We start from the raw sequence: 25,376 nt of genomic DNA on the forward strand, positions 1-25,376 counted from the left end.
AGATAGGTTCTGAACATCGGCTTGCACCATACACCGACTCTCTGTGGAACAGGGCACTTATCTTACTCTTCTCGTCATCGATTTTATTTTCCGAAATTTATTAATTTTAAAATTATCAGCTTTACAATCTTTTGTCAAATACTTTTTTATTTTGAAATTTTTTAGAGTTGATTAGAAAATAATTGAGCTTGGAAATAAAGTGAACAGAAGGATCGATTAACCTTTGATACTTGATGTGCAGCTTATTACCGGATATTCTATTAGTGATTTCTATTTTTTTGCATGGGGAGTATCTTAGATGACGAATATTCTAATTGTCGATGATGATATCCATATTTTAAAGCTGGTAGATGTTCATTTATCTGCAGCAGGGTATAAGGTATACGAGGCTCAGGATGGTATACAAGCTTTGAGCATCTTAAGTAATAAAAAATGTGATTTAGCAGTAGTGGATGTGATGATGCCTTATATGGACGGTTATGCCTTGACGAGAAAGATTCGTGATGTGCATGACATTCCAATCATCCTGTTAACGGCTAAGAATCAAATTGAGGATAAGGAAAAAGGTTTTCATTCCGGGACTGATGACTATATGGTCAAGCCTTTTGAACCAAAGGAGTTACTCTTTCGAATCAAAGCATTGCTTCGACGATATGATAAACAGCCTGATGAATCAATTATTCGTGTTGGACATACGACTATAAACAAAAAAAGCTATGAAGTTCAAATTGGAGACCGAACGATATTTTTACCCTTAAAGGAGTTCGAACTATTGTATTTTTTCATTTCAAATCCTATGCAGGTGTTTTCCCGGGGTCATCTTATCGAACATATTTGGGGTTTGGATTATGAAGGGGATGAACGAACTGTAGATGTCCATGTAAAAAGATTGAGGGAACGTTTTTCTAAATTGACGGATGATTTTCAAATTAAGACAGTACGCGGGATTGGTTATTTATTGGAGGCAAAACGTGGATGAAGTCTCTTTATGTGAAATTTGTTGTGATTACAACCGGAATCATGATTTTAAGCGGAATCTTAGCTTTTTTTATCTCAAATGCATATTATCAGCAAACATTAAAACCCTATAATGATCAAAAAATCACAAAAATTGCACTGGATATAACTGCATTTGCTGAAGAACATCCGAATATCAGTCTGAAGGAGTACCTAGAGAACCTTTCTGCCATAGGATATCAAATTTATCTGGCAGACGATTCAGGAAAGGAATCCTATTTTGGCGCAAAGTTCAGGGATAATACCCTCTCTCCTTCCACTAAAGAGCAAGTATTAAACGGTGATATTTATCATGGTATTATCCATTTTCCACAAAGAACCTTTGTGACAGGCTTTTTTGCAAATGAACTAAAGAATACGATAGGTGTCCCTTTAAACCATAATGGCATTAACTATGCTCTTTTTATTAGACCTGATATTAAGCTTCTTTTTAATGAGATGCATATTTTATTTGGCTGGCTTCTCGTTTTAATGATTGTGATTAGCATCTTGATGGTACTTGTCAGTACAAAATATTTAGTGAAGCCGATATCTAAATTAACAGCGGCCACAAAGTCACTTGCGAAAGGAAACTTTCATGTTGAGCTTGATATTAATCGCAGTGATGAATTAGGGGAATTATCACAAAGTTTTTTGCAAATGTCGAGTAAATTAGAACAATTAGATGAGATGAGGAAAGAATTCATCTCAAACATTTCTCATGATATTCAATCCCCCTTATCTAATATAAAAGGGTATACCAATTTATTGGAGAAAGAATCACTTGAATATAAAGAAAAAACAAAATACATTTCTGTCATAAATGGAGAAATTAACAGGCTTTCTACTTTAACAAAACAGTTATTGCTTCTTGCCACATTAGACCGCAATGAAGAAATTATGAAGAAAAAAATATTCAATGTTGCCCAGCAAATTAAGGAATTGATTCGTAATTACCAATGGGTTGTAAATGAAAAAGACATTATGCTTGACTGCTCCTTGCCAGATACAGAAATTACGGGTGATCCCTATTTACTGAATACGGTTTGGGATAACTTATTAACGAATGCTATTAAGTATAATAATCCCGCTGGCAGTATTGAAATATCGATTGAAGAAAGCAGAGGATCGGTTTTTATCACTTTTGCAGATACAGGAATAGGCTTGAACAGGAAAGAAATAGATAGAATATTTGACCGCTTTTACCGGGCAGATATCGCACGCACGCGTTCAATTGAAGGGACAGGACTTGGCCTATCAATCGCTGCCTCCATTGTTAAACTGCATGGTGGACACATACATGTGAATAGTAAAGAAAAAGAAGGCACTGCTTTTGTTGTTGAATTGCCTGTTGGTTAGTATGGGCTTTTGTGTCAGGCATTTTCCGCGGAAAATGCCTGACACTTTTTTGTAAACATCTGCTCAAATATTGGTGTGCATTTCAGAAAAGACTCCCCGCAAATTTGTAACTTGTTGTTCATTTTCTGTTCATATAAGAATTATAGACTAAGGATGTCAAAGGAGATTGGAGGAGATTTAATGAACATTGCATGGAAAGAAATCAAAAGAAATAAAATCCGTTTTTTAATATTAGGTTCAATCATTTTTCTAGTCAGTTTATTAACTTTTATTATTTCAGGTTTGGCAAATGGATTATCACAAGATAATGCTGCATTAATTAAAGACTTGCCAAACGGTGTATTCTATATGGATGAAGAAGCTGAAGAAACCCATAATTTATCAAGAATAGACAGAAGTATCCAGGATGAAATATTAAGCAAATATAAGGATGCTGCAGCGCTTTCCATACAAATGGGCTTTTTGAATGATGAAAACGATAAGCAGAGAAGCGTCGCCTTTGTTGGATCCACAGAGTCAACGTTATTTGAAAACATCAAAAGCGGGGAAATCGTGCTTGATCGTTCATTGGAGGAAGAAGGCATCAAGGTTGGAGATACCTTAAAGAATAATCAATATAGCGGCAAGTTTGTTGTAAAAGGTTTTGTGGATCAAAAGAAATATAGTCATGCCCCTGTTGCTTATATAAATTTGAAAGATTTCAAGGAAATTTACCGAGTAGAAGAAATGCAATTAATTTTCATACCCGGAGGGGATCTGGCACTAAATTTTCCTGATTTACAATCATTCTCAAAGAAAGATTTTCTCAATACCATTCCGAGTTATAGTGCAGAACAGATGTCTTTAAATATGATTGTGTGGTTTTTAGTTGTAATTAGCGGAATGCTGTTTGCTATCTTTTTCTACATGATGAACGTTCAAAAAATTGGATTATACGGTATCTTAAAAGCTATTGGAGTAAAAACAAGTTCATTGTTTAAAATGATGTGGACACAGATGCTTTTTATTACAATCATTGCACTGTTACTCTCTATTACATTTAGTCAAGTTTTTAATATGATTGCCCCTAAAGGAATGCCTTTTAGTCTAACCTCTGCTACAACAGGGCTATTGTCATTGGTCTTCTTGATTATAGGGTTTATTGGAGCTACCTTATCAGGTATACAAATTAAAAAAGTAGAACCATTACAGGCGATTCAGCAAGGAGAGGTTTAATATGACTGTATTTACAATTGATAAAGTGAGGAAAACATTTTCTAATGGTGAAGTGAAGGAAGAGATACTAAAAGGAGTTAACCTTTCTCTGAGAGAAGGTAAGATAACGGCGTTAGTGGGTGCATCAGGTTCTGGTAAAAGTACACTTCTTACAATCGCAGCTGGCCTTCAGCCTGCATCAGGTGGAAAAGTACTATTTGAAGAGGAAAATATGACTGCCATGAGTCCGGAGCAAGTCCGAAAAATACGGGCATGTAAATTTGGTTTCGTGTTTCAATTTGCTCATCTTGTTCCGTTTCTCACAGTAGAAGAACAGCTCATGTTAATGCTGGATGTTTCTGAGCTGAAATTAAAGAAGGATGAACAAAAAGCAGAAATTGAGAAAGTTCTAAAACTAGTTGGAATGGACCATCGGAAAAAAGCTTACCCGTCTTCATTGTCTGGCGGTGAAAAGCAGCGGGTTGCAATTGCCCGTGCAATCATCCATAAACCTAAAGTGCTCTTCGCAGATGAACCTACTGCAAGTTTGGATTCAAAAAGATCTAAAGATATTATGCTGCTAATCAGAGATTTAACGAAAACGCTGAACATTACCACCCTAATCGTTACACATGATGAAGAAATGCTTTCTTTCGCCGATCGTGTAATAAAAATGAGTGATGGCCAGATTGCAGGTTGATTAAAATCGGTGAAAAGGCATTACCCGTATGAATAATGCCTTTCACCTTATATTAACCTAGTAAATCCCCACGGCATCAAATCCAGATCCAGTTGCGGTATGTTCGGTGCTGCCTTCTCCGTATAGATCAATGGCAGACTGAACAATTGCCTGGCGTGCATCACTAAAATTAGAATTAGAGGTCAAATAAACAGTTAATGCACGGTAATAAATTTTCCCCAGCTTCTCCCTGCCAATTTCCTGCCCGATCAGGTAGGCTGCATGGTTTGTAATAGAAGAATTTACATGGACTCCGCCATTGTCGACATTTAAAGGCATGTCGTAATATTCATCCATATGTGCCGGATAGACTCCGCTCCCATATGCTGCTCTTTGCGGATTACTTACGACAACACTGTTTGGGTCGCTTAAGCTGCGCAACCTCGTAACACCATCAGCTTTAGCAGCCGGTGCCATAATGTCCTCGCCCATTTCCCAGTCTTCATCGTCAACCAGCACTCCAAAGACATCAGCGAAGGATTCGTTCAAGGCTCCGGATTGATTCCGGTATGCAAGGTTGGCAGTATGAGAGATTACACCATGTGTCATTTCGTGGGCGGCAACATCAAGTCCTGCCGATAATGAAATGAAGAACTCGCCATCCCCATCACCATAAGCCATATAACGGCCGTTCCAGAATGCATTGTTATAATCTGTGCCCATGTGAACATATGAATTTATTGCCATTCCTTCCCCATCGAGAGAATTGCGGTCATGCTCATTCAGGAAATACTCATATACCCTCTCAGAATTATAATGCGCATCTACTGCAGCACGGTCATAATCCCCTATGAACGCAGCCGAATTCCCGACATACAGAGCATCATTATTTGAATCCCAATCATTTTTAGAATCAAATGTAAAGATCCCCTCCAGATTCTCATGAGAGTAATCGGCTAACGCAAACTTTGTCCCGGAGGCACCTTCTTTCGTTCGGGTAATATGAAGCTCCCTATGGTCTCCATTTACCCCTTTTCCGAATCCTTTCTGGGATTTATTTTCATCAGCATGCATGATTCCATTGAATTGATCAATGACTTCACCAGATTTTGCATCTACAAACACAAACCAGTTTCCAGGCTCATCTCCCATGAAGTTTACATTTACTTTATAGGCTGTATGATTTTCCCCTTCAAACGGATAGATTACAAGTTCAGAAGTTGGCTCATATGTAAGATCCTTTGGAGCACTGACAGCGGATAAAGCTGTATTTACTGCAGCATCATGTTTTAAAGCCACCGACGTGTCCACTGCTTCATCGGCAATTGCCTGATTTATTCTTCCGTTCGCGGATACTACTTCATTATTTTCATTATAATGAACAATTACTTCGGACCCTTCTACGGTCACACCATTGACTGCCTGATTAAACCTGATATGGGTCATGCCAAGCTCATCTTTTTGTACATTTTTCACTTTCAGGTTTTTATCAGGATTTTTAATACCTGTTTGATCCTGATGCTTTTTTAAATAATTTAATGCATTCGCCGGAGTGCTGGAAGAGAATTTCTCTGCAACTCTCTCTTTTACAAATAAAGGAACACTTGCTTTCTCATTCCACTCCTTGGAAGCTTGGACAGGCTGAACCTTCGCAGAATCTGCCGGCTGGGCAAAAACAGTTACAGGAATGGAACCTGCCATTAACGCTGATGACAGCAATACAGGTGCAAGCAGCTTTTTTTTCATTATTTTGACCTCCTATTATTTAGATACTCTAAATTATAGAATAGGAGACTGCTAATTGAATGAATAATACGAATTATTTTTATATTAAATAAAATGTCGAATTAATAGTTAAAAATTACCAAATCTCTTTCCTTATACTAAATAATAATTAATATACAGGCCGAAACAATCATTTTATAGTTAACGGTGCTTTTTTGTCTATTCTGTGTACGCCACAATATTGTCACATAACAATAAACAAGGATTTTATTGCGCAACGTTATATACCCCGTATAGTATATAAATATAAACAATTTCTTTTAAACACAGAAGCATTAAAGGGGCTGAATGCACTTGTGAAGGAGTGAACACTTAAGCGATAAAAACGGGAATAAACCAATTTAAGCATATTTTGAAAATAGTCAGGAGGAATATATCATGTCAAAAAAAATTGTCATTGTAGGCGGAGTTGCCGGTGGTGCTACTGCTGCTGCACGATTAAGAAGATTAGATGAAAAGTCAGCGATCGTCCTGTTTGAACGGGGTGAACATATCTCGTTCGCCAATTGCGGCCTTCCCTATTATATCGGTGAAACCATTAAGGACCGGAATAAGCTTCTAGTGCAAACGCCAGAAGGTATGAGCAAAAAATTCAATCTGGATATCCGCAATCTTTCAGAAGTTATCGGAATAAGCCGTGAACAAAAAACAGTGGAAGTCAAAAACCTCCGAACCGGTGAAATATATGAGGAATCATACGACACTTTACTTTTATCACCGGGAGCAAAACCAATCGTGCCTCCTATTGAAGGACTATCAGATGTGCAAAATGTTTTCACACTCAGGAATATTCCGGATACAGATAAAATAAAGGCATTTGTTGACGAGCAGCATCCGGAACGGGCTGTTGTGATTGGTGGAGGATTTATCGGGCTTGAAATGGCAGAGAATTTGGCTAAGCGCGGGATTCAAGTTACAGTGGTGGAATTAGGCAAGCAGGTGATGGCCCCTATCGATTATGAAATGGCCTCTATTGTTCATTCTCATCTCATTGACAAAGGAGTCGATTTGATATTAGAGGATGGAGTCAAGGCGTTTAAGCAGAATGGGAAAACCATTGAACTGGCAAGCGGGACAGAGCTTTGCACGGACATGGCGATTTTATCCATAGGGGTAAAACCTGAAAATAAGCTGGCCCTCATGGCAGGGCTGGATGTAGGAAAGCGCGGGGGAATTTTGGTAAACGAGTATCTGCAAACGGATGATCCAGATATTTATGCCCTTGGCGATGCCATTGAAGTGAAGGATTTTATCAATGGAAATGCAGCCATGATTCCTTTAGCAGGCCCGGCTAACCGCCAGGGAAGAATTGCAGCCAATAATATTTACGGGAAGCAGGAAAGGTATAAAGGGACACTCGGTACATCCATTGCCAAAGTATTTGATTTAACCGTCGCATCCACAGGCATCAATGAAAAACAGCTGTCACAGCTGGGCATGAAATATCAGGCTGTGCATATTCATCCAAGCTCACATGCAGGGTATTATCCAGGAGCCGCTCCAATCAGTTTAAAGCTGCTCTTTAGTCCCGATACAGGAAAAATCTATGGTGCACAGGCAGTTGGAGAAGATGGAGCAGACAAACGAATTGATGTAATTTCCACAGCCATAAAAGGGAATTTGACTGTGTTTGATTTGACCGAAATTGAGCTTTCCTATGCTCCGCCATTTTCATCTGCAAAGGATCCTGTCAATATGGCAGGATATGTGGCGGAAAACATCATGAATGGCGACACGGTTACCGTCCAGTGGAATGAAATCGATGAAATCGTTGAAAATGGCGGTCTCCTGATCGACGTCCGGGAGCCAATCGAAAGGGAAATGGGCTATATTAAAGGTTCTATTAACATTCCGCTGAGTGAAATACGTGAACGCCTGAGTGAACTCCCTAAGGACAAAACGGTTTATGTTTCATGCCAGGTTGGGTTAAGAGGCTATTTGGCTTCCCGTATTCTTAAAGAAAATGGTTTTGTTGTGAAAAATCTGGATGGAGGCTGGAAAACATATGCAGCTGTTCATCACCAGAAAAAGAGAGCCATCAATCCAGATCACAAGGAGCACATCCATCCATCTATCACCATAGATGCAGCCGGGTTAACCTGTCCCGGGCCAATTATGGAGGTTCATAAAAATATAAAGTCCCTTCAGCCAGGTGAATATCTTCAGATCACCACAACAGATTGCAATTTTGTGAAAGATATTGCTTCATGGTGTGAAAAAAATGGACATATGCTGGTTCAGACTGAGCGCAGCAGCAAACAATATCAAACTACTATCCAAAAAGGGTAAGTGTTTTTCAGGATATTATGCTTGAGAAAAAGGAGGAATATCAAACTCCTTTTTCTTATGCTTAGGTTTCTATAGTACAGAATAGGCATTCTGCCTTATAATATGAGATGGCATTATTTAATGGAGGTGAATGATCCAATGGGAAACATACATAATACATTTGGGTTAAACAAATTCAAAACGATGAAGGAAACATCTAAGGGTGTTGAATTTAAACATGTTGGAAACGGCGAAATCATTTATCTGCTACCAAATAAAGAAATTACGATTGTTTTAAATCCTGAAACCGTTGAAGGCAATAAGAAACTGGAGGAAAAATCCACTGGAATGCGTCATAGTACAGTCCTGCGGGAATTCCCTAAACGGGAACATACAGGAAATGAACCAATTTCCTATGGATATGCATATAAATTTTTATCTGAAGATGAATTAGATGCATTTCTTGATGAGTTAAATACACTTAGTTTCTAAAAAAGGTTCCTGCCCCTAATTATGAAAGTAACCTGGGGCAGGAACCTTTTTTACTTCTTCTTTTGTCTAAACAAATCAACAGATTTATAACCTTGTGATAAAATATCGACCATTTGCGATTCTCGTTTCTCACGGGTTTTCTGCTGCTTAACTGAAAAGATGTAGCGAGCCCAATCTTTTTGGTAACCCGGTGTCAAATCCTGATAAAATTTCAATTCATCTGGATAATCCCCTAATAGTTTTTCAACATCTTTTACATTGTCCTGATAATTAGCCACACATTGACTAGGAGCCGATGACTTTTTCTCTTTTTTCTCTTCGCGTTTCAATCCAACAACCGTAAAGACATCATCCATACTTACCATTCTCGAGAATTTCACTTCGCTATTTTCCACATACCCATCTTCTCCCACTTTCATTGCCGGAAAAATATCATCCCTATGAACGTATGTATCATACCGTTTATTCCCTTTTTTAGGATAAGCGAAAAATAAATATCCTTTTTCGAGCAGCTGCTCCTCAGCGATCACTTTTCGGGTAAACTCTGTCATTTCATCAATTGTTTCTACAAAGATGAAGATTGCATCATGTTCACCTGATAAAGTAGTTTTGCATTCATTAAATACAGCATAGCCACTTGGCTGGTTAAGAACAGCCAAATTATTATATTTGTTAAGCTTTAATTTATCAATGATTGACATAACATTCTGCTCCTTTATACTTTCACTTTTCCAAATAGTTTATTAAAGCATCCAAATCTTTTGCACAGGCTTTCTTAAAGGCTCCAGCCATCATCTTTCCAAACCATTTCGAAAAGCCTGTAAGTCCCTTAATCTCACCAAGTAAAGTAACTTCTGAAGCATCACCTGCTGGAACGATTATGTATGTAAATATAAATTCTCCTTTGCCTGTTGTTCCTTTGGTTCCATCACAGCGGAGCACAATTTTTTTGGGCTCATCGAGTTCGACAACTTCAAAATGTTCAGAAGCTTCTTTTCCAAACATTTTCCTTGTCTCTTTCCACTGACTCCCCACTTTTAATGGCCCGCTGTCCTCCCGCTCTATTCCAACTAGTCCATTCATCCAGTCCTTTGCAGAATCAAGATCGATTAAAGCTTTATAGGCATTTTGTGCAGATACCTGAATGGATCTTTTCAATTCAAAATGGATACTCAAGCTAACCGCCTCCTTTGTCCCTTTTTTCTAATATATATCACAAATTAATAAAGTTCTCACTCTATATTAAAGTAAGATAACTAAAAGTGATTTCCCCTTATGGCAACATATTGTCATGGGGATATCTATAAATTATACTTCAATTGAATTCATTAATGAGATGAGAGGATGATTAAAATGAGTACAGAGCAACAATCGACTTCAAACCTATCACTAAAAGAGAAAGCAGTATCATTTCTGCAGCTTGTAGCATCCGGCCAAGTCCTTGAAGCTTACAAGCGTTACATCAGCCCAGATTTTTCCCACCATAATCCCTATTTCCGTGGAGATGCAGAATCTCTCAAGCTCGCGATGGAAGAGAATGCAAAGCAAAACCCTGACAAAAAACTTGATGTTAAACTCGCCATCCAGGAAAATGAAACCGTTGCCGTTCATTCCCATGTGAAGCAAAACCCTGAGGACCTCGGTGGAGCAGTTGTACATATCTTTCGGTTTCAAGACGGCAAGATTGCTGAACTTTGGGATGTAGGCCAGCCCATACCAGAGGAATCTCCTAATGAAAATGGGATATTTTAATTTCAACTCAAAAAATGCCAACTGCAGCAATGTATGAAGGATCCTCCATCTGTCTCGCTACCGCTATGTCATGGCCCCTATGGTTAAAATACTGGGTGGAATAGCCCAAGCGAGATATGTCTTATGATTCATGATAGTCCGGGGAGAAGCTTTTAAGACACTATCACTTTTATGCGTTTTCACTTTAATAAGTTGAAACAATAAACAAAATTGTATAAAATTAAAGTGGTCGAACCCTCACAATTCGACCCCCTATTATCCATTGAGCTTAGGAATTTTCTAAGCTCTTTTTTAATGATGCTTCCCTGTCAATCTGTATAAGATCGATTGAAACTGAAAAACCTATCCTTGCAATGGCCGTACGTTTTCAGCTTCGTTCAATAGGAGGATTATAATGGAAAATGTATTCGATTATGAAGATATTCAATTAATTCCCGCAAAAAGTATCGTCAATAGCCGATCTGAATGTGATACAAAGGTCTTTCTAGGGGACCGTGCGTTTAAACTGCCTGTGGTGCCTGCCAACATGCAGACGATTGTAGATGAGAAAATTGCCGTATACCTGGCAGAGAACGGATATTTTTATATCATGCATCGATTCGAACCGGAAAAGCGAATTTCTTTTATGAAAGATATGAAGGCACGGGGATTATACTCTTCGATCAGTGTTGGCGTCAAAGAAGGCGAGTATGCGTTTATACAGCAAATAGCTGATGAAAAGCTGTCACCGGAATACATTACCATTGATATAGCCCATGGCCATTCCAATGCTGTTATCCAAATGATTGAGCATATTAAGAAATACCTTCCTCAAAGCTTTGTGATTGCTGGCAATGTCGGAACCCCGGAAGCAGTCAGAGAATTAGAGAATGCTGGAGCAGATGCCACAAAGGTTGGCATTGGACCTGGCAAGGTATGCATCACAAAAATTAAAACAGGATTCGGAACGGGCGGCTGGCAATTAGCTGCACTTCGCTGGTGTGCAAAGGCAGCAAGCAAACCGATCATAGCAGATGGAGGTCTTCGCACCCATGGTGACATTGCCAAATCAATTCGATTTGGTGCAACAATGGTGATGATTGGTTCCTTGTTTGCAGGACATGAGGAGTCACCTGGAAAAACCATTGAGAATGAGAAAGACGGAAAGCTCTATAAAGAATACTTTGGCTCAGCCTCAGAATTTCAAAAAGGCGAAAAGAAAAATGTTGAAGGCAAGAGAATTTTAGTAGAGCACAAAGGATCATTAGCAGATACGCTGAAAGAAATGGAGCAGGATCTCCAGTCCTCTATTTCTTACGCAGGCGGCAACAAGCTGGATGCCATTCGTCATGTTGATTATGTTATTGTAAAAAATTCGATCTTTAATGGTGACCGGGCTTTTTAACCCGTCCATGTGATCCAATTAATCAGAAGATGCCTTCACGTTTCCATCAGGCATCTTCTGAAGTTTCAGTATTTCCTTATAGAATGGCCAAACACATACGAAGACACTCCAATTTTTCATAAAAGGTATGTTATGTACTTTTTGAGGTTATGAATCTATAGAATGCTCTACTGCATTTTCTCAGCTCGGAAAATAATACAATGCATTTTTGATTAGTTCTGGATTTGATTTGTTTACTTGCTTCTTTGGGGCGTAAGCTATTCTTTCTCCAACAGTTTAGAAATCCCGGTTAATACTTCTTCAATACTCATACTTGTTTCCATCATTCCTCCTGCATGAATTCACCTATATAAATTCCATTTAAAAATTATTCAGTATCTAGCTGGTATTCTAACTGGCCCAAAAATCGTGCCAGCAGAATAAAGCAATCAAATTAAAAGATTAATTTCATCCCTTCATGACTCGCTAAAAATCCCAGCCTGTTATAGAAACGATGTGCATCTTCACGCTGCTTATCAGTCGTCAATTGAACAAGACCACACCCCTCAGACCTTGCTATTGCAATTGCTTCTTTAAATAAGGCTTCCCCTACCCCATTTCCGCGGCAGCGCTGATCGACCCGGACCCCTTCAATTTGTGCGCGCTTCATCCCCTGTCGTGCTAAACCAGGAATGATCGTTAACTGAAGGCAGCCAATCACCGTCTGACCGTCTATCGCCAAAATAATCTGATTTCCCTCCTGTGCTTCTAATGCCTTAAATGCTTTATAATAACAATCCGGCAGAGGTTCTTCATACCTCTCGCGCTTTGCTCCTAAATCATCATCGGCAAGCAAGCGGACAATTGCTTGTAAATCTTCTTCATTTGCATTTCGAAAATGCATTGAAAAAATCACTCCTTCAAATTATAAGGGGATCGTGCTAGTAGATGTCAAAGCCAAGGACGGTACTGAGGTTAAAGTTAGACTATAATTTAGAATTTACCGATCATTGGCTGGCATTTTTAAAAAAGCCTAATTTCTGGCCTACAATCCAAGATAATTAGGCTTTGTTTGCTTTATTCCTCTTCATTTTTAAGTTCCAAAGAGAAATTTTCATTTAAAGATAGGCCTCTGCGACTCTCCCCAGCCTGCGGATCCCCTCTGTTATTTCCTTCTCTTCAGCATAACTGAAGGAAAGGCGAAGAAATTCCGTTCCAGCTGCCTGATCCATGAAAAAGTACTTGCCAGGAATAAAAGATACCCCCTCTGCAAGGGCATGTGTCAGCAGTTCCGATGTATCGGCACCGGGAATTTTCATCCACACGAAGTACCCGCCTTCAGGGACATACCAGGAAGCTGATTCAGGAAGGTACTGTTCCAGTGCGGAGGTCAGAACATCACATTTGGAGCAATATGTATCTCTCAAGGTTTCTAGTTTATTATTAAAATCCGTGTTTGCAAAATAAACAGCCATGGCAGATTGAGCAAACGGATGGTTTAAATCTTTTTTAAACCAGGCGCATGCATGGATCATTTCACTTGATCCCGCTATCCATCCTATACGCATACCCGGGGCCACAATCTTGGATAGCGAACCGACATGCAGAACTCGGGATTTCTGATCCATAGCTTTTAGAGTGGGAAGACTCTTATTAAATGATAATTCCCCATAAGCATCATCCTCTACTAATAGAAAATTATATTTGTTTGCAAGCTCCAATACATGCTGCCGGCGCTCTCCTGTCATCGTCGTCCCTGTAGGATTTTGAAACGTTGGGATCGTATAGATAAAACGCGGCTGAGCGAGCCCTTTTTGCTTTCTTTCCTCTAGAATCTCCTCCAATACCTCTGTTTGAAGTCCGTGCTTGTCTACAGGAATACTAATTATATGTTTTGTGTAATTTTGGAAAATCTCTAATGCCTCCATATAGGTGGGGGACTCTATTGCAATAATTGTCTCCTCATCAAGGAGAATGCGGGCAATCAAATCGATTGCCTGACAGGCACCCGAAGTTATCAAAAGCTCATTTTCCGCTACAGATATCCCCCGCTCTTTCAATCTCTTTAAAACCTGTTCCTTTAGTTTTAAAATCTTGGGACTTCCTATATAATGGAGCGGCAAATCCTGTTCTTCTTCTAATAGACTATTAACAGCTGCTTTTACCTCTTCAACCGGCACGAGATCAGGTGCCGGGTAGCCGCAATGCAGGCGTATACAATCCTCCGGAATCTCCGGAATCCACTCCCCTGGGGGAGTATTCTGAAGCGCCTTTTTGATTTTATCAGTAAATAAAGAATCATTATTCACTTCGATCTACACCCTTCCAGCAGTTTTATTATTCAGTATAAATGTTCTACAAAACCTAGAAAAGCAAGTTTTCTTCGAAATGTCTTTTTACTTTTCCCCAATCTTCCTTTATAACACTATAAAGGACAGTATGGCGAATTGTCCCTTCTTTTCGTATCATATGATTTCGAAGTACGCCTTCTTTTACCGCACCGGTCCGTTCGATCGCTTTTTGTGAGCGGAAGTTTTCATGTCCGGTTTTAATTTGTACACGATTCACGGACAGTTCTTCAAAACAGTATGTTAATAATAAATATTTACAGTTTGAATTAATATTCGTGCGCCAATAAAGAGGGTTTATCCATGTTGAGCCGATTTCGAGCCGTTTATGCGGGATTGAGATATCGAGAAACCAAGTAGCACCGACGATATTCCCTGTTTTTTTATGAACAATGACAAAAGCACAATCGGTGCCCTGCTTACGTTTTTGTTTCGCATCTTTTACATATTGAATGACCCGGCTTTTATCAGTTAAATCAACAGACATATGCTCCCATATGCGTTTATCCTGAGCTGCTTCGTAAATTCCTTCAATATGCTCAAGTTCCATGGGAATTAACTGCACAACATTGTTTACTAAAATTTGCATGCTATCACTCTCCTTGAATCAATTAAAACCGAATTCTGGTATGATAAAAATAACCAAAATTGAATTTTAATATAATACCAGGGAATGGTTCGATGGAATTTCAAATTTTGCTTTCGGAAAATGGGATAAAGTATAAAGAAATTTATGAACAAATTCGGCTGTCGATTTTAAATAAAAAATTGTCAGCTCATTCAAGACTTCCTGCAAAGCGGCGGCTGGCTGAACAATTGAACGTGAGCATCCTAACTGTTCAGATGGCTTATGAACAGTTGCTTAGTGAAGGGTACTGTTATTCAGCAGAACGCAGAGGCTATTTTGTTTCTGAAATTCAGGATGAATGGCACTATAGTCAGATTAATACAATAGAATTGGAGAAAAGAGTTCAGAATGAGTTTCATATTAATTTTAAAAATGGGCAGGTCGATGCCTCCGCCTTCCCCTATAAACATTGGAGCCGGTTATACAGAAAAGAGCTTAATGAATCTAATGCCGGCAATGCACCGTGGCAGGGCGAATATTCTTTGCGTGCCCAAATTGCACTATACTTACAGCAAGCTAGAGGGCTGGCCTGCCAGCCGGAGCAAGTGTATATCTTCAGTGGATTTCAACAGCAGCTGCTAAATGTATGTTTGTTTTTTAAACGGAGCGCCACCGGAATAGAAGATCCAGGTTTTATTCGGGCTAAATCTATTTTTGAGCAATTACAGCTGCCATGTTATCCGATTTCTGTGGATGAGGAAGGATGCTGTGTGCCTGATGCTGATGAGCCTGTAAAATTATTATATACCACACCTGCTCATCAATATCCTACCGGTACAATTATGTCTATTGCCAGAAGGATTGAGCTATTAAATTGGGCAATCAAACAGGAAGCATACATTATCGAGGATGACTATGATTCTGAATTTCGCTACAAAGGGGCACCAATCCCAGCTTTATCCCATCTCGATTCAGCCGGGCGGGTACTGTACTTCGGCACCTTTTCAAAAACATTGCTGCCATCACTTCGGATCAGCTATATGGTTATGCCAGCAGCCCTGAAGCAGGACTTTGAAAAATTTAATGCTTATCAAAAGTCTGCTGTTTCAAGAATCGATCAGAGAGCTGCTGCAAAGTTTATGGAAAAAGGATTTTATTTATCCCATATCGCAAAAATGAGAACTTTATATAGAGCTAAAAGGAGCTGTTTAATAGATAGCCTGGCAAAGCATCTAGGAGAAAACTTTGACATAATTGGAGATACAGCAGGTTTGCATATCATCGTGACATTACCAGAAGGATTGAATGAATCTAAAGCAATTGAACTGGCAAAGTCGGCGGGAGTTGAAATCGATGCTGTTTTACATATGTATCATCTTCACAAGCCAAACAATCAAGTGATGATTGGATATGGCGCCCCCTCAATGGACGAGATTGAGAGAGGAGTCCAATTAATCGCTAATGCATGGAAAAGTTATCTTAGCCTTTAGACTAAGTCAAATATTCAACTAAAAGAGCTCTTATCTTACAGGATAACGCTCTTTTAGTGAAGTGGTAAACAGGCTCATCTTTTCCTTAACAGCCACCATAAAATCAAACAAATTCATCCCCTGGATTTGCTGGAATTTGTACAAGTCTTGCTTATAGTACATATGAATATGTTTCCCGGTGATCCCCCTTTTTTCTTCAATGGAAGTTATATGGCTATACGCAAATTCTTCAACTAATTCATTGTTTGTTTCTGATACCGGGATTCCATAGAATAGCAGTCTTTTGTTCGTTGCTGCAAATAAGCCTGCCTGCGGTGCTAAACAGTAATGTGCAACTAATGAACAGCTTAAACATTCAATAATGTTTTCACCTTCATGCAATACATTTTTAACCTGATTTTTAATGTTGTCCATGGAACTCCCCCTCATATTTCATCTGTCAAACCGCTGTCTTAACTGCCAGTATCAGCCCAGTAGACCAATCCAATTCTGTTATGTCCAGGTCAGGTCTGTCCTGCAGAGTTTTTAGAAGTTTAGTTGCTTTGATCCGAAATTCTTCAGGCAATTTCTGCTGCGGAAACACATCATGAATCACATAAAAACCGCCGATATTTAAATGATCCAGGGTTTTGTCCAGAAGCTCGAATTTCCCCGGCCATGTATCTGCAAAAATAAAATCGAACCCTTCCGACAGGTTTTGAATAAAAGCTGCTCCGTCCTCACAGCAAAATGTAATTCTGCTGTCATTCCCGAGGTACTTTCTCGCGATCGATTGCACTGTCGGATCTATGTCAACGGTGGTAAGCTTACTGCCTTCATCCATCCCATCCATGATCCATGAAGCAGACGCTCCCGTACCTGTTCCCAGCTCCAAAAAGCTTCCTCCAGATTTAGAGGCTGCCAGCCCCTTCAGTAAAAATCCTGTTTTTATATCACATGACTGCCCGAAGCCGAGCACATCTGATTCCTGTAATATCCTCGAATATGCTTCCGGTACCTGTATAACGCCGTTTTCCATTTTGCCATTCCTCCTCTTTCTTCGTTCTAATCTAAACCAAGCTCAAATTATAAAAGAGCATCAAAAAAAGGCCTCTTTATAAGAGGCCTTTACTTATCAAAACGACCTCTTATCTCCCAGAGCGTCAACTCTGTTGGAATTAGCACCTTCCTGACATAATCAGGGGTTGCTGAGGCTTCGCAGGGCCAGTCCCTCCACCTCTCTGGATAAGAATTTGTATAAAATTTATATTTTCAACCAAGTATTGCATAGTTTCTGCCAAATGGCAATACTTTAACTCTTTTAATCTATTTCAAATTTTTAATGAACAGCTTCCTCCCCCTGATAAATCCTAAAAGCCGGAACAATCGTATCCGACACAATTTCTTTCCCCTTTTCACGGATGAAGTCCAATTTATAGTACGCTTCGAATCTCTGGCTGATTTCTGTTTTTACCAATTCAGGCGGAGTGACGACGATGAATTGGAACTTCAGCTTATGGGCTACAGCGAAAATAGGATCAAGCACATGGGCAGAAGCAGCTTGGCCGAAAGGATTATCACAGACTAGCGGAACCCAGCTTTGATCGGTTTCACTCTTGACCGAAAGAAGCATCATCATCATAACCATGCGGGCAGATAGCTTTTGACCGCCGCTTCCATCAGATTTCTTCTTCGAACCCTGGTTGATCGTCTGCCAGGTCGAATAATGCTCACGCTGCGGTTTACCGTACATGAATGCATTGTCTGTACGCATGTTATAAACCAGGAGCTCCGGATAGCGATTTCTGAGGGAAACAAATAAAATTTGCTCATCACTGATAAGCTGTTTGATTTCCTGATCAAGCACCGGATTATTATCATCAATCATCTCAAATCGCTTCGTAATTTTATTAATGGCTGAAACGAAATGCTGTTTCAGTAAAGGTTCGACATCTTCCGCTTTTTTAGGCAGGATATCTTCTTTAAGCTGGACGAGCGGAAAAGAACCCCTTTCATTCTTAAGCTTCATTTTCGCAATCATCGAGCGAATTGCCTCTGAAATGCTCATTACCTTCATGCTTGCCCTGCTTGCCCAGAAGTTTTGCGCCTTTTCCGCCCGTTCTTTGTCGCGCTCCAGCTGCTCCAGACCGCTCTGAGAAAAGCGCTTCATGTTTTGGACGACACTTTGAATATGCGCATAATGCCTTGTATCCATATGATCAAGCGTAGTTAAGACTTCATTCTTAAAGCGGATTTCCCAATCCTTGCCTTCAATAGCAAGCTTTAAATTTCTTAGTGATTGTTCAATCTTCGCATGCTTCTCTTGCCCTTCATCCTGAATAGCCTGATGTTTTTCACTCCAGGATAGGGTGCTTTGCTTTCCTTGATTCTTAATTTTCTCTATGTCTTCATCTGTAAATGCGGCCGCTTCCTCTTTAAGAATGACGGATAAATGCAATTGATCTTTTTCAAACTCAGTTATGCTTTGTTCTGCCTCTTTTTTGCGTTCTTCCGTTTTCTTTATTTCTGCATTTGTCTGTTTGGTCTGGTCAGTAATTTCGATCGTCTTCACTTCCAGATCAAGCTCTTCCCATTCTTCAGGCTTTTGATCATGCTTGGCCACTTTTTTTGAGGATTTTTTACGCTGATCCATTCCATGCTTTAAGGAGGTTTCAGCAATGGTTACGGTCTTTTCCTGCTCACGCTCTTCCTTTTCTGCTGCCTTTGTTTCCTTTGCAGCTGCCTGTACCATATTTTCCAAAATACTTATTGGTTCATCCGGTACAGAAGCGTCCTTCCACTCTTCATTAAGAGCATGAAGTTTTTTCTCCAGCTTCCTTTGCTGCTTTTGTTCGGATTCTCTTGTCGCCTGAATCGCGAGCAGTTCACTGGCTTGTTCTTCTTTTGATTTTTGCAGCTGTTTAAGCTCCTCAATGCTGCCATTGATTTCTTCTAAAATATAGGGTGATAATCGCGGAACCTCCTCAGAAGCTTCTGCTTTCTCAGCGGCTGGAAAAGCAGCACCGTCTATAAAGAAGCCGATCTTCTTAATATTTTGCTCGGCTGACAGCTTCCATTCCAGATAGGTCTGGCTCCACTTTTCCTGAAGGTCAGTGATGGTCTGAAGCTCGTTTCCCAGTTCATTCTGCAGCTTTTCGAAAACTTCCTTTTGTTTCTCTTTTTCCTGCTTTACCCGTTTATTTTCCTGATGCATTGACTTTTCACGGTCAAATTCCGTTAAGTATTCCGCATCTTTAGATAGCTTTTCAATCTTTTTCTTCGTCTTTTCCAGCTGTTCTCTAAGTCCTAGCTGCAGCTCTTTTTCTTTTTCCTCCTGCACGATGATAGCCTGCAATTCCGTTTCCCTCGAAAGCAGGGCTTCCTTTTCATGAAGAAGTACTTTTTCGATATCAATGGCAAGTTCATGGGAAAGGAATCGGTCGATTTCTTTTATAATACGGCGCAGCGCTGTTTCTGTTTTTTCCAACTCTGCAAGTGTATCTTTCTGATCGTCTATTTGTTTCGCAATCTGAATCTTCCAGTTTGTGAACTTATTTTTATCCGCCAGCAGCTCCTTCTCCGTCCCGGTGATCATCACAAAGGCAGTCTGCTGATTTTCATCCGCCATATCTTCCCGCATAAAAATCGGGACAGGACTTTTATAAATCCTTCCGCTTAGGACCTGCTTATTGATCTTTTCCCATTGCGGCCTGCTGACTACTAAGCCGTACGGCAGAAGAGGATGAGAAAGCATGTGGCTCGCCATTTCATCCGGCTTTAAGGATTGGAGAAATTGGGATCCGTAAAATACGTCAATCCCCGTCTTTTCATCAATCCATTCCTTCAGTTCCTTCACATCATTATTGGCAATCCAGAAATGCTCATCATTCAAGGCATAATCCAGCTGCGTTTCCCAGAGTGCTTTCTTTAATTCTTCCCCTTGCTCGCGATTTTGAACGAGGAGCTCTTCCACTTCATGGGCATATTTTGATAAAAGAGCATTCGTGAATGGAGCATTGACATCTTGCAGCACACCTTGGAGCTGATGGTACAGCTTTGTTTCATTTTTCTGCTGCTCTTCACTTTTCCTTTTTAGCTCTTCACACTTTTCTTCAGAAAACTGAATGGATTGTGCGAGCGTACCATGGGAAGAAGCAAGCTGATTTTGCTTTTCATTTGATCTATTCTCTTTTGCCTGTATATCTTTGAGTGCTGCTTCTTTGGTTTCTATCTGTTTATTCAGATTTTCAATAAAACCCGTTAAATCATAGGCAATGCGGTCACCGAATTCCTTGATGAGCTGTTCTTCTTTTGATTCAAAATCATTAATTTGCGTATAAAGAAAATCAATTTCTGTACGAAGCTGGGCAATCTCCTGGGTCTTTTGTTTATCCTGCTTAGACAGGTCTTTTGCTTTTTTCTTTAAAAACTTTTGATATCCGGAATATTGATGAACGGCTTCCCTAATGGAAGCAGCGGATTTCTCCCATTGCTGTGCCGCTTCTTTTTTGATTTCATCCATTCTTTGATTCACTTGCTCAAGGCCGCTGTTCTGCTCGAGCTTAGCAATCTGCTGGGAAAGCGCACCAATGCTTTGTTCACCTTCATGCCATTCTTTCAATAACAGCTGAAAAGAAAGCTCTTCTTTTCGCTCCTGCTTTTCCTTCACCGCTTCCTGCAGAACTATATGTTTCTTCTGCTCTTCCGCTAATTTCTTCTCCCAATCCAGCACTTCCCGGTGAGCTTTTGCATACTCAAGATTATCTTTCTGAAAACGAAGATCCACTTGCCTGCCTGTTAATTTTTCGATTTCCTTTTCCAGATCAATGAGTATTTCTTCTTCCGTTTTCTTCAAATGCTCCAAAGCGCCAAGCAGCTGTCTTCCGGCCTTAATGCTGTCCTCTACAATTTCCTTATGCCCGACACCCTTTGCCAGGCTCTCTTCAAAAGGAAGAATATCTTCCAGGAACTCTTTATGTGCCAGCTCTCTTTTCAGCAAAACAGGGAGATCCTTTGCGATGCTTGCCTGACTCTTGAAAATCTCCACAAGATCGTTCTTCTGATGCTCCGTCCGGTGCAGAACCTGACTGACTGTAGGAATGATCCGCTTTTGGAACAGGGAATGATCATCTTCAGCACCTTCAAAGAATTTTCCGACGCCGCCTTCATCCTTATTAATGTCCTTCATAATATCCCAATCTTTTCGGTTAATCCCATATGTATCCAGAATTCGGTAGTGTTTCTTTGTATCCCGGTAAACATCGTACCCATTCCATTTTAAATAATCCTTCAGGCCTTCTGTTTCAGCCAGTTCTCCATCTTCATAGAGCGGAATATGTTCAAGAGATGCTTCTTCTTTTCGTTCAAACTCCCTTGTATAAAAGGTAATATTCGGGACAATTTTCGCTTCCTGTTCAAGAGGTTTGCTTTCTCCGCTCTCTTCATTCATTGAAATACGCTGGTCTGCTGAAAACATTCCGCCCGTCACTAAATGCCTGCTGTCAGCCCCGTCGAGCTCCCACTGTATGAGAACATGAAAGGTATAAGGAATAAACTGCTCTTTATTATTAAAAAAGAATTGCTGATAAAAGCGGTTATTCTGCTTTCCCCATGCGGTACCCGGCTTAAGGATCTGAAATATGGTCTGCAGGAAAACACCTTTCCCTCCTCCATTCATCATCGAAATGAGGCCATTTGTGGAGGTTTCCTCATTATGAAAGTTAAATGTGGTATCCCTATACTGCTTTTGCATGCCATCATATTTCAGGCCGGCAATTCTAATCCGATGTATTTTCGGCATGCTGATCCTCCTCTGTTTTCATCAATTCCTTGAACATCTCATAACGGTCATAGTCATGATACAGGTATTCAATCCGTTCAAATAACTCCTGCTTTGGAATCGCCTTCGGTATATCCTCCCGATCCAGAATGACGATGAGTCCTTCTGTTTCCAAAAGACGCATGGCACTTGCAATCAAACCAATCCGCGTTCTGCGATTGGCTTTCCTGGCTCCATAATCATCTGTGTCGACCTCCATGTATTTCCATGTCGTCACAACGTCTCTCATATCAATTTTTTCTTCTTCTCCGAAACCCGGCTTTGCTTTAAGCAGGCTATCCCAATTCATAATGACATCATTCACTTGCCGTTCCAATGTATAAAAGCTGATCCCTTCGCGCTTCGTGCGGATCTTAGCCGCCTGATTGCGGTCGATGCCCGCCAGGAATGCCATAATGACAACGCTCATCAGGTGAAAATGTTTTTTGGTTTCAACCTGTTTATGCCTGTCCTTCATATGTGTAAAATTCGTCGCAAAAACAGAGCCGGTCGGCTGTACAACGAGCTGAATCCGTTTTGGCGATTCAATTATAAAGGTCCCGGATTCGTCTGCCATTAAAAGCACCGTCTGTCTTACATCAGGATCGAAATACGCCTGAAAGTGCTCGCTGTTTTCATCGATGACCTTGTCTTTTAATAGCGTGAAATAAACTGCTGATGCAGTCTTAATACTTTCTGCACTCATCATTTCTCCTCCTGAACACAAATTTTAAACGGAGTGATTTTCATTTGATACCAGAGGAAAGGTTCCGCCCGATGATCAAACTCTGTATAAAGTTTCAATCCTTCAAACACCTGGAATTGCGGATACTCCTGCATAAGCTTATAAAGAAGAATTTCCCTCTCATCGCTCAAGCTCTCTTCCTTCCGGTGCAGCACCTGAACCTTCAGAGGCTTTTTATCAAACATCATCCATAAATCAATCGTTTCCGATTCTTCAAACCATAAATCCTGTACCTCAAGCGGCAATGTCGTTAAATCAGCCAGGGAAAACTCTCCGTATGTCTGCAAATATTGAAACACATAGCTCCAGGCCTTGATAACAGAATTCCAGTTCGTTACGCGCTGATGGGTAATGCTTTCGTCTTCCGTTTCTTCCTCCATCGTCTCTGTCAGCTGCTTTTCATCAAATTCCTGTTCGCCCCAGATCCAATCCAAGGGCAAGATAAATTCATTCTTTGGCGAAAATAAAGGACCCAGTACCTTCTCAACATGATCGAAGGAAGATGCCCCCTCCTTCATGAACCAGTTTTCATAAATGTGCTCCCGAAACGAAACCAGGCTTGTTTCCCAAAACAGTGAAGGGTTTTCCGCTTTTAATTTCATTTCATAGGAGATATTCTGAATCACAAGCTTGGCAAAACGGTCATGCAATTGCCTTGTATGGCCGATCTTTTCCTGCAGGAGGATCAATTCTCTTTGAATGTGATCCTCTTCCTCGTTTCTTCGTTTTGTCTTCTCAATCATACTGCTGATGGTACGGAAGTGATTTTTTTCTTCTTCAAATTGCTTCTCAATTTCCGCACGGTTATCAGCCCTTTGCATTTCTTCTTCCATCAATAAGATTTTGGGATTATTGATCATTTCTTTTTGAAAGGAAAATTCTCTTGCCATTAAGCGGTTGACCCGTGAAATGAGGTGATCGAGGTTTCGGGTAGCTTTGCGGAAATTACCGTTTTTAATCAGCTGCATACTGTAGAGCTGTTCAATGGTGATTGAGAACTCCTCCGCCATTTCCCTGCTCATGAAAATCATTTCCTGTGAGACATCTGTGAGTTTGTAGACGATTGATCCGCCCATCTCCAGGTTTGTATATAATTCATCCATTGTCACATAGCGGAATACCTGCGTCTCCCATGATTGTCTGATTTCATCGTAATATAGGGCTTCAAACGGCCTGCTGTATTCTTCTTTTCCCTGATACAGAAGCCCGCTTGTGATTCGTTCAATCTGCTTATCATCAGCCAAAAGCTTCATTTGTTTAATCGAATCTTCAACCATATATTTGATATCCGATTTTCTCCGATGATCATCATCATTCAATTCCCGATAAAAAATGGTGAGGAGCACCTGCATCAGAATCGTCTGGATATGAGGCTTCAGCTCTCCGACTTCCATTCCCCTTCCAAGCTCAAACAGCGGGTTTAAACGCTGCATCCGCTGGGCGAATCCTTCCCATGACTCGTTCACATCCATCTCCTCCAAGTTTCAATTGTTAAGACTTCCTGAGGAATGCGTTTAGTTTCCTGCCATAATTGCAATAAGAGTTCCTGCTCTTCTACCGTAAACCACCGGAAGAACGCATCACGGTATTTAAGATTTTGAGGCTGTCCGGATTTCTGTTCATTACTTTGATCCATACATTCAAGCATTTTACGGTAAATCTTCAATGCAGGCTGAATGCAGCATTCCGGATATTTCTCAATCAGCCTGGGCATGATCCCGTATCCAGCTGCATCAAGATCTCCTGCATAATAGAATAGATACGATTTAGCCGGGAAAATTTTATAGAAGAACGAAAAGCTCCGTTCAATTTTCGTGCCTTCCCCATAAATGATCAGTTCCGGCTCGTAATCGAGCAGATCGCTTTCCAATAATTGAATGCTAGTATGAAAGAATGATAGATTCTCGACAATCAGCACTCGCTGAATATCTTTAATTTCTTTCCCCTGCTTCATCCAAAACACAAAAGGCTCCCCGTATCTAACCACTTTCAGCTGCTCTTCAGATACACCAATTCGTGCTAAAAAACCTTTTCCATCAGGAAAACTGATCACATCCTGCAGGAATTTTTCATGGCCGAACAGCTCCAGGCTTCTTTCCTCAAGTGAAACGGTTTCCCGTTCGCCGCTGGATTGGAGAAAAGCATATAAATTCTTGACGCGAATCCATTCCTCTTTCGTCTGCCATTCAGGGTGCCGTTCATAAAAGGAAAAGTCGAACCGATCACTTAACTTCATCATCTCGAGACGATCCCATTTGCCGGTGTGAGGTTTCACGTTCACCCAGAAATATAAAGGCAGAGACAGTGTTTTCCCGTTGTATTGATGATTATGTATAGGTGTCAGCTGCCCTTCATCCTGCAATGATTGTATGGCTTCATAAAATAGCGAATAACCGTCCATTTCATAATAATCATCCAGCAATTTACGCAGCTGAAATTCCAAATCATTTATGTTTAACTTCTTCTTTTGCTTAGGGTGCTGAATATCTTCAATAAAGCTTCTCACCCTTGTTTCGATGATGTTGATTTTGTTCACCTTC

Annotated in this window: 21 protein-coding genes, 1 riboswitch and 1 other annotated feature (1 of these 23 running past the window's edge); of the genes, 9 read left to right on the forward strand and 12 right to left on the reverse strand. The window is 40.3% G+C overall.

Annotation, left to right across the window (positions count from 1 at the left end):
• Window positions 1–87: a binding site (T-box leader), on the reverse strand; it reaches 167 nt to the left of the window's first position.
• A gap of 211 nt (window positions 88–298) precedes the next feature.
• The 4 genes from AC3WTL_RS06915 (at window position 299) to AC3WTL_RS06930 (ending at window position 4,249) form a co-directional block, all read left to right on the forward strand.
• Complete coding sequence (locus AC3WTL_RS06915) at window positions 299–979, forward strand: response regulator transcription factor (RefSeq protein ID WP_492369242.1); 681 nt, start codon at window positions 299–301, stop codon at window positions 977–979.
• Window positions 976–2,355: a sensor histidine kinase gene (locus tag AC3WTL_RS06920; protein WP_492369243.1), complete on the forward strand. Its 1,380-nt coding sequence runs from the start codon at window positions 976–978 to the stop codon at window positions 2,353–2,355. The genes AC3WTL_RS06915 and AC3WTL_RS06920 overlap by 4 nt, the downstream gene beginning before the upstream one ends.
• A 180-nt stretch (window positions 2,356–2,535) precedes the next feature.
• Complete coding sequence (locus AC3WTL_RS06925; protein WP_492369244.1) at window positions 2,536–3,570, forward strand: ABC transporter permease; 1,035 nt, start codon at window positions 2,536–2,538, stop codon at window positions 3,568–3,570.
• A gap of 1 nt (window position 3,571) precedes the next feature.
• Window positions 3,572–4,249, forward strand: coding sequence for an ABC transporter ATP-binding protein (locus AC3WTL_RS06930; RefSeq protein WP_492369245.1), 678 nt, complete (start codon window positions 3,572–3,574; stop codon window positions 4,247–4,249).
• 57 nt (window positions 4,250–4,306) lie between these two features.
• On the opposite strand, the gene AC3WTL_RS06935 is transcribed toward AC3WTL_RS06930, so the two are convergent.
• On the reverse strand, window positions 4,307–5,974 hold the full coding sequence (locus AC3WTL_RS06935; protein ID WP_492369246.1) for a M4 family metallopeptidase: 1,668 nt from the start codon (window positions 5,972–5,974) through the stop codon (window positions 4,307–4,309).
• A gap of 417 nt (window positions 5,975–6,391) precedes the next feature.
• Between AC3WTL_RS06935 and AC3WTL_RS06940 the strand changes: the two genes are divergently transcribed.
• Both AC3WTL_RS06940 and AC3WTL_RS06945 read left to right on the forward strand, forming a co-directional pair.
• On the forward strand, window positions 6,392–8,302 hold the full coding sequence (locus AC3WTL_RS06940) for a CoA-disulfide reductase (RefSeq protein WP_222496890.1): 1,911 nt from the start codon (window positions 6,392–6,394) through the stop codon (window positions 8,300–8,302).
• A 138-nt stretch (window positions 8,303–8,440) separates the two neighbouring features.
• Window positions 8,441–8,773, forward strand: coding sequence for a hypothetical protein (locus tag AC3WTL_RS06945; protein ID WP_222496891.1), 333 nt, complete (start codon window positions 8,441–8,443; stop codon window positions 8,771–8,773).
• A 50-nt stretch (window positions 8,774–8,823) separates the two neighbouring features.
• Here the strand turns inward: AC3WTL_RS06945 and AC3WTL_RS06950 are convergent, their stop codons facing one another.
• Window positions 8,824–9,474 carry a YdeI/OmpD-associated family protein gene (locus tag AC3WTL_RS06950; RefSeq protein ID WP_492369247.1) on the reverse strand — a complete coding sequence of 217 codons (651 nt, stop codon included), beginning with the start codon at window positions 9,472–9,474 and terminating at the stop codon, window positions 8,824–8,826.
• A 22-nt stretch (window positions 9,475–9,496) separates the two neighbouring features.
• Window positions 9,497–9,949 (reverse strand): SRPBCC family protein, encoded by a 453-nt coding sequence (locus AC3WTL_RS06955; RefSeq protein WP_252221619.1) that lies wholly within the window; start codon window positions 9,947–9,949, stop codon window positions 9,497–9,499.
• 177 nt (window positions 9,950–10,126) lie between these two features.
• Here AC3WTL_RS06955 and AC3WTL_RS06960 point away from each other — a divergent pair, with 177 nt between their 5' ends.
• The gene (locus AC3WTL_RS06960) at window positions 10,127–10,525 is read left to right on the forward strand and encodes a nuclear transport factor 2 family protein (protein WP_222496894.1); all 399 of its coding nucleotides are present in this window, start codon (window positions 10,127–10,129) and stop codon (window positions 10,523–10,525) included.
• Between the two features lie 394 nt (window positions 10,526–10,919).
• Window positions 10,920–11,909: a GMP reductase gene (gene guaC, locus AC3WTL_RS06965; protein ID WP_222496895.1), complete on the forward strand. Its 990-nt coding sequence runs from the start codon at window positions 10,920–10,922 to the stop codon at window positions 11,907–11,909.
• 433 nt (window positions 11,910–12,342) lie between these two features.
• Here the strand turns inward: guaC and AC3WTL_RS06970 are convergent, their stop codons facing one another.
• The 3 genes from AC3WTL_RS06970 to AC3WTL_RS06980 form a co-directional block, all read right to left on the reverse strand.
• Window positions 12,343–12,792 carry a GNAT family N-acetyltransferase gene (locus AC3WTL_RS06970; protein ID WP_222496896.1) on the reverse strand — a complete coding sequence of 150 codons (450 nt, stop codon included), beginning with the start codon at window positions 12,790–12,792 and terminating at the stop codon, window positions 12,343–12,345.
• A 214-nt stretch (window positions 12,793–13,006) separates the two neighbouring features.
• Entirely contained in the window at window positions 13,007–14,197 is a 1,191-nt protein-coding gene (locus tag AC3WTL_RS06975) for an aminotransferase-like domain-containing protein (protein WP_222496897.1), read from the reverse strand.
• Between the two features lie 55 nt (window positions 14,198–14,252).
• A complete protein-coding gene (locus AC3WTL_RS06980; RefSeq protein WP_222496898.1) occupies window positions 14,253–14,825 on the reverse strand; it encodes a GNAT family N-acetyltransferase in 573 nt (190 codons plus the stop codon).
• 92 nt (window positions 14,826–14,917) lie between these two features.
• Here AC3WTL_RS06980 and pdxR point away from each other — a divergent pair, with 92 nt between their 5' ends.
• On the forward strand, window positions 14,918–16,294 hold the full coding sequence (gene pdxR / locus AC3WTL_RS06985) for a MocR-like pyridoxine biosynthesis transcription factor PdxR (protein WP_222496899.1): 1,377 nt from the start codon (window positions 14,918–14,920) through the stop codon (window positions 16,292–16,294).
• Window positions 16,295–16,324: 30 nt separating this feature from the next.
• On the opposite strand, the gene AC3WTL_RS06990 is transcribed toward pdxR, so the two are convergent.
• From AC3WTL_RS06990 to AC3WTL_RS07015, 6 genes are all read right to left on the reverse strand, one after another.
• The gene (locus tag AC3WTL_RS06990) at window positions 16,325–16,708 is read right to left on the reverse strand and encodes a PH domain-containing protein (RefSeq protein WP_222496900.1); all 384 of its coding nucleotides are present in this window, start codon (window positions 16,706–16,708) and stop codon (window positions 16,325–16,327) included.
• A gap of 25 nt (window positions 16,709–16,733) precedes the next feature.
• Window positions 16,734–17,312: an O-methyltransferase gene (locus AC3WTL_RS06995; RefSeq protein WP_222496901.1), complete on the reverse strand. Its 579-nt coding sequence runs from the start codon at window positions 17,310–17,312 to the stop codon at window positions 16,734–16,736.
• A gap of 106 nt (window positions 17,313–17,418) precedes the next feature.
• Window positions 17,419–17,525, reverse strand: a riboswitch (SAM riboswitch).
• An 87-nt stretch (window positions 17,526–17,612) separates the two neighbouring features.
• Window positions 17,613–22,073 (reverse strand): coiled-coil domain-containing protein, encoded by a 4,461-nt coding sequence (locus AC3WTL_RS07000; protein WP_492369248.1) that lies wholly within the window; start codon window positions 22,071–22,073, stop codon window positions 17,613–17,615.
• Window positions 22,051–22,797, reverse strand: coding sequence for a DUF6063 family protein (locus AC3WTL_RS07005; protein ID WP_222496903.1), 747 nt, complete (start codon window positions 22,795–22,797; stop codon window positions 22,051–22,053). Before AC3WTL_RS07005 ends, AC3WTL_RS07000 begins: the two co-directional genes overlap by 23 nt.
• Window positions 22,797–24,308, reverse strand: a complete 1,512-nt coding sequence (locus AC3WTL_RS07010; RefSeq protein ID WP_252221613.1) for a hypothetical protein — start codon at window positions 24,306–24,308, stop codon at window positions 22,797–22,799. The genes AC3WTL_RS07005 and AC3WTL_RS07010 overlap by 1 nt, the downstream gene beginning before the upstream one ends.
• A complete protein-coding gene (locus AC3WTL_RS07015) occupies window positions 24,299–25,372 on the reverse strand; it encodes a Wadjet anti-phage system protein JetD domain-containing protein (protein ID WP_315900289.1) in 1,074 nt (357 codons plus the stop codon). The genes AC3WTL_RS07010 and AC3WTL_RS07015 overlap by 10 nt, the downstream gene beginning before the upstream one ends.
• Window positions 25,373–25,376: the final 4 nt, after the last annotated feature.

The organism is Cytobacillus sp. EB106-05-05-XG126 (genome assembly GCF_058791715.1).

Bases quoted from the DNA above. Each gene is read 5' to 3' on its own strand.
- AC3WTL_RS06940 (WP_222496890.1), top strand. From the start codon at position 6,392: ATGTCAAAAAAAATTGTCATTGTAGGCGGAGTTGCCGGTGGTGCTACT.
- AC3WTL_RS06990 (WP_222496900.1), bottom strand. From the start codon at position 16,708: ATGGACAACATTAAAAATCAGGTTAAAAATGTATTGCATGAAGGTGAA.
- AC3WTL_RS06935 (WP_492369246.1), bottom strand. From the start codon at position 5,974: ATGAAAAAAAAGCTGCTTGCACCTGTATTGCTGTCATCAGCGTTAATG.
- AC3WTL_RS07010 (WP_252221613.1), bottom strand. From the start codon at position 24,308: ATGGATGTGAACGAGTCATGGGAAGGATTCGCCCAGCGGATGCAGCGT.
- AC3WTL_RS06980 (WP_222496898.1), bottom strand. From the start codon at position 14,825: ATGCAAATTTTAGTAAACAATGTTGTGCAGTTAATTCCCATGGAACTT.
- AC3WTL_RS06930 (WP_492369245.1), top strand. From the start codon at position 3,572: ATGACTGTATTTACAATTGATAAAGTGAGGAAAACATTTTCTAATGGT.
- guaC (WP_222496895.1), top strand. From the start codon at position 10,920: ATGGAAAATGTATTCGATTATGAAGATATTCAATTAATTCCCGCAAAA.
- pdxR (WP_222496899.1), top strand. From the start codon at position 14,918: ATGGAATTTCAAATTTTGCTTTCGGAAAATGGGATAAAGTATAAAGAA.
- AC3WTL_RS06915 (WP_492369242.1), top strand. From the start codon at position 299: ATGACGAATATTCTAATTGTCGATGATGATATCCATATTTTAAAGCTG.
- AC3WTL_RS06960 (WP_222496894.1), top strand. From the start codon at position 10,127: ATGAGTACAGAGCAACAATCGACTTCAAACCTATCACTAAAAGAGAAA.
- AC3WTL_RS06920 (WP_492369243.1), top strand. From the start codon at position 976: ATGAAGTCTCTTTATGTGAAATTTGTTGTGATTACAACCGGAATCATG.
- AC3WTL_RS06995 (WP_222496901.1), bottom strand. From the start codon at position 17,312: ATGGAAAACGGCGTTATACAGGTACCGGAAGCATATTCGAGGATATTA.
- AC3WTL_RS06970 (WP_222496896.1), bottom strand. From the start codon at position 12,792: ATGCATTTTCGAAATGCAAATGAAGAAGATTTACAAGCAATTGTCCGC.
- AC3WTL_RS07000 (WP_492369248.1), bottom strand. From the start codon at position 22,073: ATGCCGAAAATACATCGGATTAGAATTGCCGGCCTGAAATATGATGGC.
- AC3WTL_RS06950 (WP_492369247.1), bottom strand. From the start codon at position 9,474: ATGTCAATCATTGATAAATTAAAGCTTAACAAATATAATAATTTGGCT.
- AC3WTL_RS06945 (WP_222496891.1), top strand. From the start codon at position 8,441: ATGGGAAACATACATAATACATTTGGGTTAAACAAATTCAAAACGATG.
- AC3WTL_RS07005 (WP_222496903.1), bottom strand. From the start codon at position 22,797: ATGAGTGCAGAAAGTATTAAGACTGCATCAGCAGTTTATTTCACGCTA.
- AC3WTL_RS06925 (WP_492369244.1), top strand. From the start codon at position 2,536: ATGAACATTGCATGGAAAGAAATCAAAAGAAATAAAATCCGTTTTTTA.